Consider the following 19,619-nt stretch of genomic DNA (forward strand, 5'->3'; position numbering starts at 1 on the left):
TGCAAAATGATAGATAAAACAATTTTTGTTCACAAAAATTGCTGTGCTTTTTTCACACATCAAGATATTGATTGTATTAATTATTGATCATTTTCATATTAAATGACCATTTCTAATCTTTATAAGCGCCCCTCATTTTAAATCTTCGTCTATTGAATCAATCAAAGCCATCCTATCACACATTATAAGTAAGATTGGCAGATGAATGAAAACGATAAAAAAGAGACAAAATATCTCTGATGAGCCATTTTAAAGCAAAGACGACATCATATTGAAAACTGAAAATAAAATGATGATACCGACTTACAAATTTTACTTTAAAAAACTAAAAACGATACTGCTTTATGAATTTTATGCTATATTACAGCTACGCTGTAAGATGCACGCATCAACCAAAAAAGAAATTCACGTTTGGCAAGAAAAATAGACTATTGAATAACCCTCTAGACTTTTCATGATCGAGAGACACAAAACTTTCGTGTAATAGGACGCTTTTCTTTCCTGCTTTCAGCCACGAACTATCCATAAATCACTGCCCATATGATTTTATGAATATAACGCAAAGCATATATAATATGCATGTTGGTCAGAAGAGATAAAAATAAAATCAGATGCATTATAATGGTTGTTTGACAAAGTATTTTATAAAATTCGCTATATCATCTTTCCAACCCATGACCAATTGATATGTCATGATATGGTGTTATCGACGAAGCTTTTATTTTTCTATGGCTTATAAATTAATATATTCCACACATCACAGCATATTTGAGACAAAGATTAAAGCACATAAAAACCTTGTGAGCAGTCCCAGCTTTATAGGCCAAATTGCGAAAAAATATTGCATATATTATTTTGAGTAATCTTTGAAACTAGAAAGACACCTAATTTTGAAAGAATAGGAAAAAGTAGAAGCCAGTTTCTATTTTTACCATCATATTACCCTTTAAAATGCTTTACGGTTTTCAAAAACATCTATACTTTTTAAAGCATTGCCCCACGTTTTTGCTTTTCTCATTACTTGAAGGTTTTTCCCACGAAAAATTCTAAAGCTTTTTTTATCCATGCCCTTGTTTTAAAACCTATTTACCCCCCATCTCTTGGTACCATTTATAAAAGAGACAACTTAAAATTGGGGACCACTATCTTTAATATTTATGACGGTATGAACCATCACCATAATATATTGTGCAACATTATTATTATATTGTAGCTGCTCTCATAATTAGAAAATGTATGAGAGGCGTATTTCCCTTTCCAAACGGTGTTATTTAGATAAATATCTCTCTCTTGTAACCGATAAACAAACGCTTTTGGATTATAAAAAAAAATTTAAATAAAAAAATATGATATCAAGACACCTAAATGACAATCTTCATAGCCTTATACCCTATCAAAGGCACTTTCATTACACAGGACCCACACGCCCCTATGAAACTTCAACCCTCCCGTATAAAAAATAATACAAATATAAAAAACAACAACACTTCAATGATTGAAGAAAGTTTTATCTCTACGCTGTTTCCTGAAAACAATCGGAGAATAAAGAACATTAACAAATACGTTTTATGCAAAATTGATTTGTTTATCTTTGATATCATCAACCAATAAACGCGGATCACGTGCAAGCCAAAGCGTAACCATATCCTCCTCTCTTTTTGTATTTTGTATAGGAGTAAGATGAACTGTTTGCTCTAAAATAAGTCCCGCATTTTTCAGCCATTGTTCTATTTGTAAAGCCGAAAATCCAAAACGCATAGGCGCTTGATCAGAAAGTGAAGACAAAGCTTTATGATAAGCCAAATCCACAATCAATAAACGACCATGAGGACGCAAAACATCTGATATCTCATGAAAAGCCTTTTCAGGATTTTCAAGAAAATGTAAAGCCCAATAAAGAATGACTAAATCAAAAGTTGTCTCTCCAACAGGCAAATGCAAAACATCACGATCAAGCACAACTTCAACCGCATGCGTATAAAGATCAGAAAATAATTTTAAGACAGAATCTCCCCCCATTCCAATACTCAGCATCGTCTGAAACGGCTTATCACCCACGATTTTAAGTAAAGCATTTTCCATACCATGATCTGCCCTATAGGATGACCGTAAGTCCTCCCATCGCGACGCATTTTGTAAGAAATGCTTCTTTCTCATTTTTTGACGCTGTTTTTTGATATCCTTCAAACGTTCTAAATCGTGCGCTAACAAAGCATCATGCTTTGGCAAAGCCGAAAGAACACTCATAATAATGTCTTTCCCCCAAAAATCATGACAAAGCTTAAAATAAAGGCAATCTCCCTTCTGATAACGCTCAATCAATCGTGCTTCGTACAATAAAGATAAATATCGTGATATACGCGCTTGCGATTGATCAAGAATAAAAATAAAATCAGAGATTGTTAAATCTTCATGCTGCAAGAGGGTAAGAACACGTAAATGACTTACTTCTGCGGCCGTTTTCAATAGCACAGTCACCGCATCTAAACTTGTACTCTTTTTCATAAATTTCCCTCCAACATTCCTATAAACATTTGTTTATAGAGAAAAAAGTCAAGCATAAGACGCATATTCTTATCTATTTCGTTGCCACTGTTTTATCAAAGATAATTAATCACTCCACACCTTACAATAAATGCCCCCAATACTGTCCGTTTTTCTCATTTGAAAACTATTCATGATAAAATCAATAACAATCATTCTCTTGCACCTTATAAACAAAAGGTAGAGATAAAAAATCATAGAAATAAATGAATTTTCTTCTTATCACCTGCTTAAAATAAGAGCTATCCAACATGGAAAGCGAGTCAATAACATAGATACTGGTCTGCAATTTTATTAAATAAAAACGATAACACTCAATGACCAGCATATCCACACAATAGCAATATACTCTCCCCCCTCTTTATAGCCGTTTTCCAAGCAATAACCGATTATATATCACGAGTAAAATAGCTTTATTGATGTCATAATCTTATAAAGAATTTACTATTTTCTAAACATAAAAACTTCCACAGAATATATGACTTTATTGATAAATATAATAAACACAAAAACACACTATTTTCTCAATAAAATTTCAATACGATAAGAAATTCTAGCGTGTAAGAGGCTTATAATTTGCATGCTTAGGGTTAAGGGATTCAGCCCCAAGACGACGCACTTTATCAACCTCATATTCAGCAAAATTCCCTTCAAACCATTCCACATGGCCATCACCTTCAAAGGCTAAAATATGCGTTGCCAATCGATCAAGAAACATACGATCGTGCGATATGATCACTGCACAACCAGCAAAATTTTCTAATGCATCTTCCAATGCCCCCAATGTTTCAGTATCAAGATCATTTGTCGGCTCATCAAGAAGAAGTACATTCCCCCCCTCTTTTAGAAGTTTTGCCAAATGCACGCGATTGCGCTGTCCCCCTGATAAATTTGCCACCTTCTGTTGCTGATCAGTCCCCTTGAAATTAAAAGCCCCACAATAAGCACGACTGTTCATCTCATATTTGCCTAACTTAATAATGTCATTCCCACCAGAAACCTCTTCCCAAACCGTTTTATCGCCGGCCAAGGAATCGCGACTCTGATCCACATAACTCATGTGAACTGTTTCACCGATACGTATATGACCTGAATCGGGCTGTTCTTGTCCTGTCAACATTTTAAACAAGGTCGACTTTCCCATACCATTGGCTCCAATAACGCCGACAATACCCCCAGCAGGAAGTTTAAAAGAGAGGGAATCAATCAACACACGCTCGCCATAAGCCTTAGAGAGATGATCAACTTCAATGACAACCTGTCCCAATCTTTCTCCGATAGGAATAATGATTTGTGCCTCTCCAGGACGGCGTTCACGTGCTGCCTGAACCAACTCATCATAAGCTTTAATCCGTGCTTTTGACTTTGCTTGTCGCCCTTTTGGACTAGAAGCAATCCATTCTTGCTCCCGTGATAGAGCACGTTGACGCGCAGCCTCTTCACGACCTTCCTGAGCCAAACGCTTAGCTTTAGCCGCCAAATAAGCAGAATAGTTCCCCTCATAAGGGATACCTCTCCCACGATCTAACTCTAAAATCCAACCCGTGACATTGTCGAGAAAATAACGATCATGGGTTATCAAAAGCACAGCCCCTGGATATTCACGCAGATGTCTTTCAAGCCAAGCTGTCGTTTCAGCATCTAAGTGGTTTGTCGGTTCATCCAAAAGCAACAAGTCAGGTTTTGACAAAAGCAATTTACAAAGCGCAACACGCCGCTTTTCACCACCCGAAAGTTTCGTCACATCTTCTTCAGCTGATGGACAACCAAGAGCCGACATCGCCATTTCCACTTGACTTTCTAAATCCCAAAGATTCTGACTGTCAATAATATCCTGAAGCCTTGCACTTTCATCAGCCGTTTCCTCGCTATAATTCATCATCAATTCGTTATAACGCTCAACAATGGCTTGTTTATCTGCAACACCTTCCATCACATTGCCACGCACATCTTTGCTTGTATCAAGCACAGGTTCTTGTGGTAGATAGCCACAACGTGCTCCTTCAGAAAGCCACGCTTCGCCCGTATATTCCTTGTCTAGCCCAGCCATAATACGTAAAATAGTTGATTTACCTGCACCATTTGGCCCTAAAATACCGATCTTCGCATCTGGATAAAAAGATAAATGAATATTTTCTAAAATTTTTTTATTGCCGTAAGACTTGTTGAGCCCAGCCATATGGTAGATAAATTGACGTGCCATAAACTTCTCTTTATATAAATTTTTCTTTATACTGCGATATTAAAGATTAGAATTTTGAAAAAACCACTTCTGCTTTTTGAAACTGTACAGTAAATAATACTTACATCGTATCAAAAGTTTTTCATTTTAAATATTGGTACATTTTTTCTAATCTCACAAGCCCTAGTATGGTTCTAAATGCAAAAAAACATCTTCGCAAAAAGCAAAAAGCAAATTTTTTTAGCTGTACCTGAAACGTGTTATCAAACTTTACCTCTCTTTTCCATACCAGATATAACATTGTATTTTTATCGTATTAAACCAACATATCAATGTAATATGACGTCAGAAAGAAAAGTCATTCTCTATGCGCCTTCTTTTTTTGCTTTATGGGCTTCATACTACGCAGTGAAAAATCCTTCACTCTTTTCATCAATTTTCTGTTACGGAAAACAATGGTCTTCACCCCTTGCTTTGATGTGGCTTAAATTACGTTTACAAAATGACCGCCGTCTTATGGGATCTGACGTTCCAAGCCCAATGATCATGAAAGCTTTGCGTCAACACGTAGCAGCAAATAACGACACGACACTTCCCATTGGTACATGGTTACACTTTTTAAAAAACTATAAAACGAATTGTAAAAACTTATCCATCCCCCTCTTTTGGCTTGATAATTATAAAAATAAAATCAACATCCAGAAAATCATTTCAAAACTCCAAGACTGAATACAGCTTTTTGAAAATACGATAAAAACTCATCTCCCTCCTATAGGAATACATTTATGGAAAAAAAAGCCTTAATCGTCATTGATGTTCAAAATGACTTCTTACCCGGTGGAGTACTCGCAGTACCACAAGGTGATACTATTTTACCCGCCGTCAATAATCTCATCAATCATTTTGACCACGTTATTCTAACTCAAGACTGGCACCCAAAGAACCATTGCAGCTTTGCTTCCTGCTATCCTGAAAAAAAGCCCTATGATACCATCAATCTTGACTATGGTCCTCAAATACTTTGGCCCGATCACTGCATACAAGGAACACAAGGTGCAGAATTTCACCCATCTCTCAGAGTGGAAAAGGCACAACTTATCCTTAGAAAAGGCTATAATCAAAAAATGGATAGTTATTCTGCTTTTCTTGAAAATGATCAAAAAACATCAACAGGTTTACAAGTTTATCTTAAAGAACATGGTTTTACCAAGCTCGTTATGTGTGGTTTAGCAACGGACTTTTGTGTTGGATTTTCTGCTCTTCACGCCATACAAGTCGGTTTTAAAGTCAGTGTTTTATTAAATGCCTGCGCTGGTATTGATGTAAATGAATCCTTAAACACAATGCTTAAAACGATGAATGAAGCTGGTATTGAACTGTTGATGGTCGCCTAAATATTGTGTTGTATCTATCTATTATAAGAAACTGATTTATAAGAAATAAATCATTTTTACATATTTAAGTGAGAGACCAGAATAGGGTAAAATTCTTTCATTCCAAACCTATTCATAATGAATAAACTATTCTCTTGCACGTCACAAATAGGATAAATATGGAGATAAAGATCATTCAAGAAAACAGCCCAAATACTTCTTATGAATCGTTAAATACCATAGCTACCATAGTCCTAAAAGCAGGTGAAAATATAGCACCCGTTTGCGCCTTGTATTCAAGTCAAAATATATCCCAAAAATTGTAGAAAACTATCCCTCCATAAGTAAAAATATACCATGCATTCAACTTTAAAATAAGAAAGACAATAGCATTCTGTTTTGCATAAAAGACCTTTCCTCTTCAAAGAGATATGATAAACAAAAACATCAAAAAATATGAAATCTCCATTACTTAAGATGCAACGTTTTTATCTGATTGACGACGATTAAAACGAATTGAAGAATACAATGCTATTCCAATAATACTAACTCCCACAAGTCCCGTTAAGACTTCAGAAACCGATATAATCGTTTGCAGATACATAATCACTGCAAGAACTAAAATTGCATAAAAAGCCCCATGCTCCAAATAACGATAATGCAACAATGTCCCTGATTCGACTAACATAATTGTCATAGAACGAACGTAAAATGCACCAATACCAAGACCAATTGCGATAATAAAAAGGTTGTGTGAAAAGGCAAAAGCTCCCACCACGCCATCGAAAGAAAAACTTGCATCAAGGACTTCTAAATAAAGAAACGCTCCAATTCCCCCTTGAGCCACTGTCGTTAAAGTCTTTTTAGGCGTATCCAAAAGATGACCAACAACCTCAACCCCTATAAAGGTCAAAAGTCCATAAAGAGCAGCCAATAAAAAGGTGATTTTATCTTCTGCAGCAATTTGCCCTGAAACAAATAAGATCAAAATCAAAACAATTGCGATATCCCCCCCAATAAGCGCCCCCAATTTTTGCGCTGGTCTCTCTATAACGTTAAGCCAATGCACCTCTTTTTCAGAATCAAAAAAATATTTTAAGCCAACCATCATAAGGAAAGTTCCCCCAAAAGCTGCAATTCCCATATGCGCATTGATTAAGACTTCGGCATATCGATGTGGTTCCCCTATCGCTAATTTAACTGCCGCAATTGGATTAATTCCAACAGCAACGACAACCACCAACAACGGAAAAACAATCCGCATCCCAAATACAGCAATCAAAATACCCCATATAAGAAAACGACGACGCCATAACGGATCCATTCTACCAAGAATACGTGCATTAATAATAGAATTATCAAAAGATAAAGAAATTTCCAAAACCCCTAAAACACAGCAAATAAAAAAATATTTAAGAAAACCAGTAATGCTTCCCGTTTCAAACCAACCGATAGCTCCTCCTAAAAAGACACCAATAATCGTGAAAAAAAAAGCAAACCCAAAATAGCGTAACAGGGCCATGATCATTCCTCAAAATTTATTTTCTCGTTCATCGACAGCCCCCCCGAGTACAAACTGAAAGCTTGTATCTCTTTAAAGTTGCCTCTCTTAATGCAGAGCTGTGTAGAATACAATGGTAGAATTACATGAAAATTTTCTCAAAAAAAACAAGAGACAAAGTGTGATAAATAGAAAATTTTGCTTTAAAATAAATATTAATCGTCAATACAATAGAGCTGAGAGATTATTTTCTATCCACTAAAATAAAAAAATAAAGAAAAATTAACATGATAAATATTGACATTATATCATAGAATATTAATACATAGTGTGCTTTTATTGTTTTATAATTTATACCATGATGATTTACTGAGGGAGATAATTCGTGGCACGTCCTGAAACTGAATCAAAAACCATATTTGGAAAACGTTTACGTTATGTACGTCTTGCTTTAGGCGATCCATCACGTGAAACCTTAGCTAAAAGTTTTAGCATGACGAAAAATTCCATTGCTTTTTATGAGCGTGGAGAAAGAGAACCCAATCTTAGTGTCTTACAGACATACCGCACGTTATATGGTGTCAATATTAATTGGCTTTTAACTGGACAAGGAAAAATGTTTGACGCCGAATATACAAAAGGTGATTTTGATTGGAATTATTTTATTAAAAAAATTGAGGGACTTGAAGAAACACTTGCCAAGTGTGATCGTAATGAAAAACTAAGTCAAGAAAAAATCGATAACTCTTATGAAAAGTTGCAGCAATATTTGTCAAGACAAGGTTTATCAAATGGTCTTAACTCTAAAGCAGCGACCTCTTTGATCGATATGAAAGCTAAAATGGCCAATTCTTATACCCTTAGCTTATTCATTGATTTACTCATTCGAAGCGTATCCCAAAAAGAAGTTATCGCTAATCAATAAACGTCTAGTTCAAAAGACAAAGAGAATTTTTTAACCTCACCAGTATAGAGAAAAATATTTTTCCTGTGGCCATGCTGGTGAGATTTTGTGTGCTCTAAAATTTATCTTTATAAAACAAAAATATCTATATTATAAATGAACGTATAGTATTATTAAATTAATAAAAAATAATTTTATAGTATAAAATTCTCATTCATAACTTATTGACAAGAAATTTTTTCTTGTTAAAACAATAATAGCTCTCATAGAAATCATTTTTAAAGGTCAAAAAATTTAAGGGGAATATATTGACGACTTCCTATAGAGACATACATTAGTATTCGTAAATAGATTAGTTGCGTATTTATCCTGAAAATTATAGCTATTTTATGAGGTAAGAAACATGTATTTTGAGGTGTTTCAAGGAGTTCACAATCAATGGTACTGGCGTTTAATCTCAGGAGATGCACAAAAAATTGCTTTTTCGAGTAAAGGTTATCCAACAAAACAAGATATCCTAATTAATATTGAACAAATTAAAGAAATTACACATAAGGCTCTTATTAGAGAACTACAGTCTTGATGTTCTTTATTGTTAAGAAAAGCGTTTATTTTGTATAATAGGCTTTGACATTGCTTTTTTGTGACAAATGAAAAGGGGCTATTTTTCCTTTAGTGGAGAAAAGTTTCTTATGCTATTTTTGACCGATGCAAATGACAGTCAATTTTTCATAAATAACCTATTTTTTCAAACATAATCAAATTCCTGCAGTATCTATAAAGCAGAAAAACTCCCAAACGTTGTATCTTTTAATCAAAAATAAACAAAACAAACGCATCTGAAAAAAGACAAATCATAAATTAAAAATATGATTGTTCATCCAAGTATCAATATCTTTTATATTCATCCTCCTATTACGTGGCCGATAATCATGATATCCACTTCATTTTTATAAAATAACAAATATCTCCTTCTATGATCATGCAACGCCTTTATGCCGATTACTAGAATCTATCGTAGCCATTAACCGCCCCCCTAAAAGGAATGCGCAAAATTATTGTCTATAATAATATAATATCACCACAACAATTTCTGGATCGTATAGATGTGCTTTTTAATAACCAGCATATCTACAAATTGATATACCATTATAAACTTTTACTTTATGATCAATGATACTCTTAACTAAAATATCTTCATAAATCAGAATAAACTTGAATATTCTTTTCCAAGATAATTTCCCAACGAGCATTGTAATAAGCTTTATTAAAGCGCATCTCTCTCGTTAATTCTCGTCTTTCTAACATATTTCCAGATCCTTTAATGCATAAACTTGATATAAAACATAAATACAGTCACTCTTTATTATTTTCAGATTTAAGCAATTTTTGATGTTTCTTTTCATTTTCTTTATATTGCTTAATTTCTTTTTTCAGCTTTTCAATTGTTTGATCACGCCTTTTAATCACCATACTTTGCTCTCTAATGGCTCTATCTCGTTCCTCAGTCATCTTCATAGAATCTCTTAAAAACTCATGCTTTATTCTTCTGGATTCCTCTTTTAGAGCTTTAACTTGACTGCGAAAATATAAAGCAAACCGAAATATAATCCCGCAGAGCAACACAACAACAACAACCGCTCCCAATAAAACTTCGTTTACACTCATTTTTATCTCCTCTAATTGCCGCTCAAATGATCATCTTAAGCAATTTGTTTCATAACCCATTAAAAAAGAAGGCAATAAGCCATATTCCAAGTGCGAATAATCGCTCTCGGCATTCTTATTTTCTCTATTAAAAACATTGATAAATGACACAAAAATACGTTGAAAGCGGCTAACCGCACACGCTCTCATCGATTATTTGCGACATATTTATTGATATAAAATATACAAAATAAGGAACTTTAAACAAAATGAACAACGTAATAAAACCAATATACGCCTCTCTCAAACCGCTCCTATCTTCCTCTTTTACGCAATGTGGAATAGGGCTATATGTGAAATTTTTTTGATGATTACAAAAAAATTTAATGACACAAAGCACAGCTCTTCTACAAAATTTTACCTTTCCACAAATCTTTACATCACAACAGATCAAAGCATTCCTATAAACACGAGCCTCTCTATAATCACAAGTATCACTGCAAACTTCAATATATTGAGCATTCATAACTTGACTAAAAATAACTGCATTCGTGTAAATATATACCTCTCCACTCCTATTCAAATGCCAATAAAGTGCTCCCCTTTGATAAACATGCAAATTCTTGTTCCACCCCAAACAACCATATATCAATACATTGTCATAAACAAAAACATCATCGTAAAAACAAATTTTATTATAAACTGTAGCATCATCAAAAGCACACCTATCCTCATAAGGGCATTGATGACATGTATCATATTCTACCAAACGAGCACGCTCATACCCCAAATTATTTTTATGTTTTATAAAAATACCAAAATTACTTTTTCTGATATTTTCAAATTTTTTTAACGCACACATACGATATATCATCCGATAGTGACCTAATTTATTACAACAAAAGAAAGAGAAACATTCTAAAACTGTAAATTTATATTTTTTTCTACAATCATGATTTTGCCTCTTAAGGCTGTAAAGCTTTGTTATATACCCACATACCGCCTAACGCAGATTTTTTTTACAAATGCTGATGTTGGGGTATATCTTGATTTATAACGCTGCTACGTATACTATTGCGGCGAAATCTTATGAACACACGCACGCGTATCGCCGTTTCTGGTATACGCCGTAATTTCTTTACAACCGTGGAACTAAGGAACCATTTTTATTGATTCGAATCTGAAAGTGTATGGGGACATTTTGTTATTAGTAAAAAACAACTCTATATGCTTCATTAGCGAAGAGCTACACATGGATATTTTCACGCTCCTTGTATCGTATATTCTGGATTCGCAGCGCAATATTAACGCTATAGCGTAAATGTGTAAAGGTCTAAAAATGAAAAAGACTGAAAAAGATTGGTTCCAACGCTTAATTGAATTGATAAAAAGTGACGGACGAACGATGATCGAAATAAGCAGAGCAGCAGGCTGTGGACAAAACTATGTCCAACAAATGATAAAAGGAGGAAAGAGACCTTCAGTCGATAAACTTATGGCTATTCTAAACACACTTGGAAATGCTAGCGCCATATATGTCATAACTGGCTTCGACATCTCCGATGAAGACTTAAAACTTATAGCTTTGATTTCGTCTGGAGATAAAAAGAAGATTGAAGCTTTAAATGTTCTGTTGAATGAGAAGCAGTTGTAGAATTTTCTACTCTATCCAATATCGCTTGCTTTTGAGATGTCGATAAAGACTCCCATTTCACAATAATATCCGATAAAATCGTCCTAAATTTTTCATCATTCTTCATAGTTATACTCCGTATTGTCGAATAATATAACGCTAAAGCGTTTAAACATATTTCATACCTTAGAAAAAAATATTTGCAATAGGCCGTATGGAAGCAATTGTGTACAAACTTATTTTATAAAATCAGATGAAATCCTATGAGCTGTGTACCATATTGAAACAGAAAACATCACTCGCTCCAGAACTTTTTATGAAAATTGGTAGATCTATCAACAACGCGAATAATGTTACGCAAATCTTCTGATTCGAACTAATAACAAATTAATGTGAAAACATTCCTGAAGATACTCCTGAACTCTCTATAAGAGAACACAAAAAAGCCTATTTCAAAAAAAATATAATTTTTCTACCCTTGATGTTTTTTTCACACTATTGCAAAGCAGTCATCATATAACAATGTTATAGAAATGGATTCTTATAAACTGCCACGCTCCTAAAACTCTGTAACATATTTACAAACCCTCCCTTTGAAAGCCCCCTTTTTAAATACTGATTCTCTATCATGATACAAATAGCAATACTCAAAAAAATAAAACGCCCCATCATCCATAATTTCTGTAGGTCAATTGTACGTAGTTTTACAAAAAGGAAGCAGTTTTTCTAGGTAAATGAAGAATTATATTTTACCAAATGTGATCTTGAAGAAGAAATGTCCTGTTCCAACAAAAAAACTCTTCCCTTACCGGTCATTTTGCAGAAAAGAAAAAACTCTCTTTCACAATCAGCACAAGAAAATTTTAGCAATACAAACAAGAACCAGTTTTAGCAAAATACTGCTAATACCTTATGAGAGTAAAATCAAAAAAGGCCTTGTGACTTCAATAATACTTTGCATTAAGAAAGAACGATAATTCGAGCATAAGGTAAAAAACGCATAATAATCAAAATCATGATCAAAAAGGTCATTTTAAGCGGCTTTTTAATATCATAGAGAATATTTCCTTCCAGAGTCATAAGAATGTCTGTCACAATAAAATTTGATTAATGTAAGATACCACCGACAATCACTGTTCCTCCATAATACCTGTGAACGTCTATAAATCACATGCCTTTATAGACAATCTTTTATCATTGATGATGTTGTTATAACACCTGAAAAAACGTAAAGATTATTCAAAGAAAGCGGATTTATATTCATTGTTTTTTAGAGAGATTTGTTATGAACAAGCACAGCGTTTAGCATTAATTTTATGAGGACCTGTTCACTTGCAGAACAAGCATAAATTAAATTCATCTCATGAAGGGGAAATCACTGCCTTATGAAGAATATTACCCAGAAAAAATAAAAAACAGCATATAAATTAAGAACGTAAACAGCAACACATATCAAATTAATTCCAAATGCTCTAATGTTGCAAATAAAAGCATTCTTTTGATGAGACTAAAAAACATATCATCATTTTATATATTAAAATGATAATAGAAAAAACACTGCAAAAAACTTAGAACAAAAAGAGAAATAAATCAAAAGAACAAAGGATGTAGAAGCTTCAAATTTTACTAAGCTGTCTATTTTTCTATTGGATCATTGTCTGCCTATCGGCACATTGTTTGAAAACTTCCTATTGGTGGGCCCGGAGGGACTCGAACCCCCAACCAAGCGGTTATGAGCCGCTGGCTCTAACCAATTGAGCTACAGGCCCCATATAGGTGGTCTCTCTCTAAACTAAAATGCTCTATGATACAAGAGCTGACTTGAGTTATAATCAATCTTTCTTATCTTTTCTATTGGTTTTTTTTCTAGTGCCCTAATTTCTTTACAAGAACTCTCAAAAATGAGAAAGTAGTCATAACAAATGTAAAGGAATAGAATAGATATGATAGAAAAGAAAATTCAACCACTGAAGAGTTCTTTTGTTAAAATAGCTATATTAACATTCACACTCTTAACCGCTTCATTAACTGTCCATGCTTATGCTGAAGAAAATAAAAGAGAAGCGACGATTACAGTGACAGCAATCGGAGAAAGTCAAGCTGCACCGGATATGGCAATTATTAATCTTGCTGTTGTTACCTATGACAAAACAGCGCAGAAAGCTTTAGCTTCCAATAATCAATCGATCAATGATATTATAAAAGCTTTTAAAAATAATGGCATTCAAGCAAATGACTTACAAACATCCGGTTTATCCATTTATCAGTCAAACCACGAAAAAAAGAATAATGAAAAACTCTATCACGTTTCCAATTCTTTAACTGTACGCATTCGTGATCTTAGCAATGCAGGTAAAATCTTTGATCAAGCGATGACACTAGGGGTTAATTCAGTCAATAGTATTACTTTTACCAACGCAGATACAAAGCCATTTTATCAAGAAGCACGGAAAAAAGCTATTGCTGAGGCTATTGAAAAAGCGCAAACAATAGCGCAAGCAGCCGATTTAAAGTTAGGAAAAATTATTGAAATCAATGAAGATGGTTACCATCGTCCAACACCGCGTCTTATGAGCAGAGCAGTAGATGCGAACTACGCAGATACAAATTTTGCAGGAGGTGAGCTAAATTATAATGTGAGTGTTACTGTCGTCTTTGCGATCGATTAACCCATCAACCATTGTATAAAACACACATATTACTGTCCTTCACATAGAAGGCCAGTAATATGATTGAGATAATCATCTTCAGATGATAATTCGTCTTCGTAGACTTCTATGTGTCCGCGTGCAGAAACGCGCGCTTTATGGACCGTCTGACAATCTCCTGATACCAATGGATGCCACCATGGGAGATCTTTTCCTTCATAAATTAATCTATAAGCGCAACTTTTGGGAAGCCAACGCGCCGTTTTAACTGTTGTCATATCTAACGATATACAATCGGGTACAATTGATTTACGATGAACATAATCTCGACACTGGCACGTTTCCCCATCTAAAAGACGACAAGCAATACTGGTTGCATAAAGATCACCTGTATCATCATCCTCAACTTTGTGGAGACAACAACGACCACACCCATCACAAAGGCTCTCCCACTCAGAAATGGAAAGCTCTTCTAATTTTTTTATTTTCCAAAAAGGAAGTTCTCCATTCATAAATTCAGACACACCTTTTTTAATTAAGACGATCTATAAAAAAAGAAAAAATTAAAAGTTTAATTTCTATAGTTCTGTCTATTTCCATCTCTGACAAAGATTCAACTCAATCCATACTTCATAGAAATTTCTTAAAAACTCTCTGAAGAAAAAGGAAATATTCAGAAAATAGTCCATATCAATGAATATAATCTATTGAAAGATTCCTTTGACAACTGACAAAGAGCAAAATGCGTTACCTAAAATGATAGAAGAATGCTGTAACGAATACACCTTTTTTATCAAAAGGATAGTACGCTGCACGATAAATTTATTCTTGAGATACCCCATTTCTAAAAAACGAATCGCTCGAAGCAAGATGATATTTTATCATTCATTTCTTAAAATCCCCCCTTAACCTTTCTCCTTCATCACCACTCTTTGGCCTCTATCTGTTCTTTTGAAACAGAGAAATCCAAAACTACAAAAAACGCTAAATATTGTAAACTTTTTAGATTATTCAAAGTGTTCCCATATTTTCTCAAAAAAAAAACATCGAAGTACACAGTAATAAACTCCCCCTCCGATAGAAGCACGTGAAATTCTGTTGTAGCATCACGCCTTCCTTTCATATTTTCGACAGGGATTATCCATATATCCCCATCAACTTGATCTTTATGAATATGACACAAAGGAAAAGTACGAACACCTGTAAGGATAAGCAAACGCAAAGCCAGTTGTGTCATAGTTGTTTTTTGACAAAGTGTTTTATAAAACGCCGGTATATTCTCCAATTCATGGCTGATCTATTAATAATTTTATGACGTTGCTTTCCTAAGAGAGCCCGTGCTTTTGTTGTTGCTTGTAAATCAAACATTCAATCCTAAGGCAGCCGCATGTTTGAGACAAAGGTTAAGACGGTTCAGCGCTTTCTCTGCGGTTATTGCTTTTGAATACCAGATAGGGGCGAGGATATTGCGTATCTTTAGTTTGTGTAATCTCTGAAACGGGCAAACAGCCTAATTGGGGAAGAATATAGAGTTTTAAAGGTGAAAACCAGTTTCCATCTTTCCCATCATTCTTTAATCCAGCTTTCCAACTTTCAAAAGTATCTAAAGCAATATCTTTTAAATAATGGAGATGCTTATTGCCTCACGCTTTTGTTTCTCACGTTCTTTAATGGGGTCACGCCCTTCACGTAAAACAGAACGCCATTGGTTTGCACATTCACGCGCTTGTTTTAAAGAGACATCTCTCAAAACGCCCACCACACTCATTTCACAGGCGGCGCCCATGAATGGTATAACGGTAAACCTATTGAGCCCCCATTTTTACGCTGATGGAGTAACAAGCCGGTACTATCACACACTTGTGCCTGCCTTTGAGTGTTGCCGACAGACCTTGGCACTTAAGACGGTCCATGAAAAGCCATTTGTAGTTCTTTCTTATACAAATTTTATCCACACATTCATCCCACTTTTGACGTGCAAGGGAATGATTTTGATTGATGCAACATGAGAGAGATTTAAAATGAGAGGATCTTACGTTATTCGGAACTCTCATTCAATATCAAAACAGTAAATTATCTTTATAAATCAAAAACTTGGCATACAGAAGAAAGAGGAAAATGATTTAAATGCATCAATTCCTTTATTTAAGAATCGAGAAAACTGCGTAATTTCCGTGAGCGGCTAGGATGCTTTAATTTGCGAAGTGCCTTTGCTTCAATCTGACGAATACGTTCTCTTGTCACTGAAAACTGTTGCCCTACTTCTTCTAGTGTGTGATCTGTATTCATTCCTATCCCAAAACGCATTCGCAAAACACGTTCTTCCCGTGGTGTTAATGAAGCAAGAACGCGTGTTGTCGTATCGCGCAAATTCGCTTGGATAGCCGCATCAATGGGTAATAATGCATTCCTATCCTCAATAAAATCACCCAAATGGGAATCATCTTCATCGCCAACAGGTGTTTCAAGTGAAATAGGTTCTTTTGCAATCTTAAGAACCTTTCGCACTTTTTCTAAGGGCATAGAAAGCTTACTCGATAATTCTTCTGGTGTTGGCTCTCGTCCAATTTCATGGAGAATCTGACGTGAAGTACGAACGATTTTATTAATTGTTTCAATCATATGAACAGGGATACGAATAGTGCGTGCCTGATCTGCAATTGAACGCGTAATGGCTTGACGAATCCACCATGTGGCATAGGTTGAAAACTTGTAGCCGCGCCGATATTCAAATTTATCTACAGCCTTCATCAAACCGATATTGCCCTCTTGAATAAGGTCAAGAAACTGCAAACCACGATTCGTGTATTTTTTTGCAATTGAAATGACAAGACGTAAATTCGATTCGACCATCTCTTTTTTTGCAATAGTTGATTCGCGCTCACCTTTCTGCACTTGCATAACAATCCGGCGAAATTCACCAATCGAAATAGCTGTTTCTTGTGCAAGATTTTGTATTTCACTGCGCAATTTTTGAATTTCTTTTGCTTCACACATTGAAAACTCTTTCCAACCCGGTGCAGGTAAAGTGGCAATATAATTCATCCAATCTGCATCTAATTCACGCCCTTGGTATTCTCTTAAAAAATCCTCATGGCCAATACCATAGCTGTTAGCGATTCGTTTTAGCTTACCTTCATTATGAATCAATCTCTTATTGATATCATAAAGCTGCTCAACCAAAGCTTCGATACGATTTTGGTTCAAAGAAAGAGACTTCACGGCTTGAACCAATTCACCCTTTAATTGAATATATTTTTTCTTTTGAGAAGCTGTAAGAGCGCCCTCTTTACGCTCTGCCAAACTGCTTTCAACATGCTGATCTTGTAATTTTCGTAATTTTAGATAGGTTTGAGCAATAAAATCTAATGTTTCCATAACTTGAGGACAAAGCTCATTTTCCATTGCCGCAAGCGATAAGTTAACATCGTCATCGTCTTCATCATCATCTTCTTCAATGCTTCTTTCTCCTACATCTTCCCCTAGATTACGGATACTAGAAGACATTTTTTCTTCTTTTATCTTATCAACTTCACTTCGCTCGATAACAGGAGCCTGTTTTGCTTCAGGGCCAGCATAAGTCGTTTCAAGATCAATAATTTCACGAAGAAGAACACGCTGTTCTTTTAATTCATCACGCCAAATTATCAAGGCCTGAAAAGTCAAAGGACTCTCACAAAGTCCCGCAATCATTGTCTCACGCCCAGCTTCAATACGCTTGGCAATGGCAATTTCACCTTCCCGTGAAAGAAGTTCAACAGCCCCCATTTCACGTAAATACATACGTACGGGATCATCCGTACGATCTGTTGCTTCGCGCTTATTCGTCGTCGTTGCAATTGCGTGGCTAGAGGCCTCTACTAAGTCTCCACCCTCTACTGTCACTTCGTCTTCATAATTTTCAGACTCAACTTCACCCTCATCATCCACAACATTAACCCCCCATCTCAGAAAACATCGCCAAGATATCTTCAATTTGTTCGGATGTAACTTCATCAGAAGGAAGAACGGCATTGAGTTCATCCATCGTTACGTAACCATTTTTTTTGGCAAGCTTAATCATTTTCTTGATGGCATCATCAGAAAAATCAAGAAGAGGACCATCCAAACTTGCTTGGCTTGTTACTTCTGCATTATCTTTCTGTTTAACCTTTGTTGCCATACCATATAACTCCACTCGATCACTTCATCGTTTCCATGTAACCATCGTTTCCATGTGACCAGCTTTTTTGTTCTCACTTAAATCAACCAATAGTTTCTCATATATACTTCCTTTTAAGAGATTACTATTGGAAAGAATACATTTTGTATGCCTTATACACGCTGTAACATCCAGACAAACCTGTCATCCAGAAAAAAACGCGGAAAAACTCCCGAAGTTTCCCCGACACCTCTCAACGCTTCTGAGATAATCCCTGTACTCTATCGTAAGAACCAATTTCCCGCTTTTCCTAAAATTTATTCTAAAATTTGATTGTCATCTTTATGATTTAATTGTTACCTTTATGAAAATGTCACTCCACATAAAATTCCTCATCTAAAATTTAAGTGACTGATTCGCATAAAAAAAGCGAATCATTTTATCGTATCTTGCGTATTCCCGTCTATTTTTTCATCCAACCAACTTCCAAATCCTTCAATTAATGCTTCTGTTGCCTGCATCTGCTCTAGCTCATTTTTTACCTCACGAAGCAGATCAAAAACCTCACTCTTAGGATTTTCTACAAGTTGCTCTTCAATGTCCTGTAACCTCTTATGTAGGTGGTGTTCCTGAAGATGCAAGTAGACAGCTTGTTTTAATATAGCACGTGCATCTTCTATGGGAGCGCCCCCAAAGATAATATGCATACCAATATTTTGCACGAGACGTTTCATACGCTCTAATAAAGCCTTTTGCCCTCTTTTTTCTAAGAACGCAACCATTGTCTCTGTATCATGAAGCGGCTGATCCCCAAGAATTTCCTGCATCGTTTGGTGAAAATATATCAATTGTGTATTTTTTAATTCTAACTCAGAAAGAACCTCAAAGTTTTCATGCCATAACTCAGGATAATAAGCCAAAGTGAGTAAAATCACGACTTCACGCAAAGGAATAGCTTGCGAAGAATTTCGTACAATTTCAGAATTTTCTAACAGAGAAAAGGTTTGATCTTTAAAGATCCTATTGGGTGAAAATTGATCATATCG

Annotated in this window: 13 protein-coding genes, 1 tRNA gene and 3 pseudogenes; 6 read left to right on the forward strand and 11 right to left on the reverse strand. The window is 35.1% G+C overall.

Going from position 1 to position 19,619, the window contains the following annotated elements; translation table 11 throughout:
• Nucleotides 1-1,566: 1,566 nt before the first annotated feature.
• Both FNZ60_RS04790 and ettA read right to left on the reverse strand, forming a co-directional pair.
• On the reverse strand, nt 1,567-2,505 hold the full coding sequence (locus tag FNZ60_RS04790; protein ID WP_142416539.1) for an ArsR/SmtB family transcription factor: 939 nt from the start codon (nt 2,503-2,505) through the stop codon (nt 1,567-1,569).
• A gap of 592 nt (nt 2,506-3,097) precedes the next feature.
• Nucleotides 3,098-4,747, reverse strand: coding sequence for an energy-dependent translational throttle protein EttA (gene ettA, locus FNZ60_RS04795; RefSeq protein WP_142416540.1), 1,650 nt, complete (start codon nt 4,745-4,747; stop codon nt 3,098-3,100).
• A gap of 177 nt (nt 4,748-4,924) precedes the next feature.
• Between ettA and FNZ60_RS04800 the strand changes: the two genes are divergently transcribed.
• Nucleotides 4,925-5,455, forward strand: a complete 531-nt coding sequence (locus tag FNZ60_RS04800; protein WP_142416541.1) for a hypothetical protein — start codon at nt 4,925-4,927, stop codon at nt 5,453-5,455.
• A 56-nt stretch (nt 5,456-5,511) separates the two neighbouring features.
• Nucleotides 5,512-6,120: a bifunctional nicotinamidase/pyrazinamidase gene (gene pncA / locus FNZ60_RS04805; protein WP_142416542.1), complete on the forward strand. Its 609-nt coding sequence runs from the start codon at nt 5,512-5,514 to the stop codon at nt 6,118-6,120.
• A 451-nt stretch (nt 6,121-6,571) separates the two neighbouring features.
• On the opposite strand, the gene FNZ60_RS04810 is transcribed toward pncA, so the two are convergent.
• Nucleotides 6,572-7,621 (reverse strand): DUF475 domain-containing protein, encoded by a 1,050-nt coding sequence (locus tag FNZ60_RS04810; RefSeq protein WP_142416543.1) that lies wholly within the window; start codon nt 7,619-7,621, stop codon nt 6,572-6,574.
• A 364-nt stretch (nt 7,622-7,985) separates the two neighbouring features.
• Between FNZ60_RS04810 and FNZ60_RS04815 the strand changes: the two genes are divergently transcribed.
• Nucleotides 7,986-8,525: a helix-turn-helix domain-containing protein gene (locus FNZ60_RS04815; protein ID WP_142416544.1), complete on the forward strand. Its 540-nt coding sequence runs from the start codon at nt 7,986-7,988 to the stop codon at nt 8,523-8,525.
• A 382-nt stretch (nt 8,526-8,907) separates the two neighbouring features.
• The gene (locus FNZ60_RS04820) at nt 8,908-9,087 is read left to right on the forward strand and encodes a YegP family protein (protein ID WP_142416545.1); all 180 of its coding nucleotides are present in this window, start codon (nt 8,908-8,910) and stop codon (nt 9,085-9,087) included.
• 773 nt (nt 9,088-9,860) lie between these two features.
• On the opposite strand, the gene FNZ60_RS04825 is transcribed toward FNZ60_RS04820, so the two are convergent.
• Complete coding sequence (locus FNZ60_RS04825; protein WP_142416546.1) at nt 9,861-10,172, reverse strand: hypothetical protein; 312 nt, start codon at nt 10,170-10,172, stop codon at nt 9,861-9,863.
• A 169-nt stretch (nt 10,173-10,341) separates the two neighbouring features.
• Nucleotides 10,342-11,025, reverse strand: coding sequence for a hypothetical protein (locus tag FNZ60_RS04830; protein ID WP_142416547.1), 684 nt, complete (start codon nt 11,023-11,025; stop codon nt 10,342-10,344).
• A gap of 465 nt (nt 11,026-11,490) precedes the next feature.
• On the opposite strand from FNZ60_RS04830, the gene FNZ60_RS04835 reads away from it, so the two are divergent.
• A complete protein-coding gene (locus tag FNZ60_RS04835) occupies nt 11,491-11,805 on the forward strand; it encodes a helix-turn-helix domain-containing protein (RefSeq protein ID WP_142416548.1) in 315 nt (104 codons plus the stop codon).
• Here FNZ60_RS04835 and FNZ60_RS10115 read toward each other — a convergent pair.
• Nucleotides 11,729-11,911: a hypothetical protein gene (locus FNZ60_RS10115; RefSeq protein ID WP_142416549.1), complete on the reverse strand. Its 183-nt coding sequence runs from the start codon at nt 11,909-11,911 to the stop codon at nt 11,729-11,731. The genes FNZ60_RS04835 and FNZ60_RS10115 overlap by 77 nt on opposite strands.
• A gap of 1,565 nt (nt 11,912-13,476) precedes the next feature.
• Nucleotides 13,477-13,553, reverse strand: a tRNA-Ile gene (locus tag FNZ60_RS04845).
• Nucleotides 13,554-13,727: 174 nt separating this feature from the next.
• On the opposite strand from FNZ60_RS04845, the gene FNZ60_RS04850 reads away from it, so the two are divergent.
• Entirely contained in the window at nt 13,728-14,453 is a 726-nt protein-coding gene (locus tag FNZ60_RS04850) for an SIMPL domain-containing protein (protein ID WP_142416550.1), read from the forward strand.
• A 29-nt stretch (nt 14,454-14,482) separates the two neighbouring features.
• Here the strand turns inward: FNZ60_RS04850 and FNZ60_RS04855 are convergent, their stop codons facing one another.
• The 4 genes and pseudogenes from FNZ60_RS04855 to FNZ60_RS04870 form a co-directional block, all read right to left on the reverse strand.
• Complete coding sequence (locus FNZ60_RS04855) at nt 14,483-14,944, reverse strand: YcgN family cysteine cluster protein (protein ID WP_142416551.1); 462 nt, start codon at nt 14,942-14,944, stop codon at nt 14,483-14,485.
• 563 nt (nt 14,945-15,507) lie between these two features.
• Nucleotides 15,508-16,331: pseudogene (locus tag FNZ60_RS04860) on the reverse strand (tyrosine-type recombinase/integrase); the annotation flags it as partial.
• Between the two features lie 246 nt (nt 16,332-16,577).
• Nucleotides 16,578-18,594: pseudogene (gene rpoD / locus FNZ60_RS04865) on the reverse strand (RNA polymerase sigma factor RpoD).
• 413 nt (nt 18,595-19,007) lie between these two features.
• Nucleotides 19,008-19,619, reverse strand: a pseudogene (locus tag FNZ60_RS04870) (DNA primase); the annotation flags it as partial.

The sequence above is a fragment of the Bartonella massiliensis genome, from assembly GCF_902150025.1.
Classification (GTDB): Bacteria; Pseudomonadota; Alphaproteobacteria; order Rhizobiales; family Rhizobiaceae; genus Bartonella; species Bartonella massiliensis.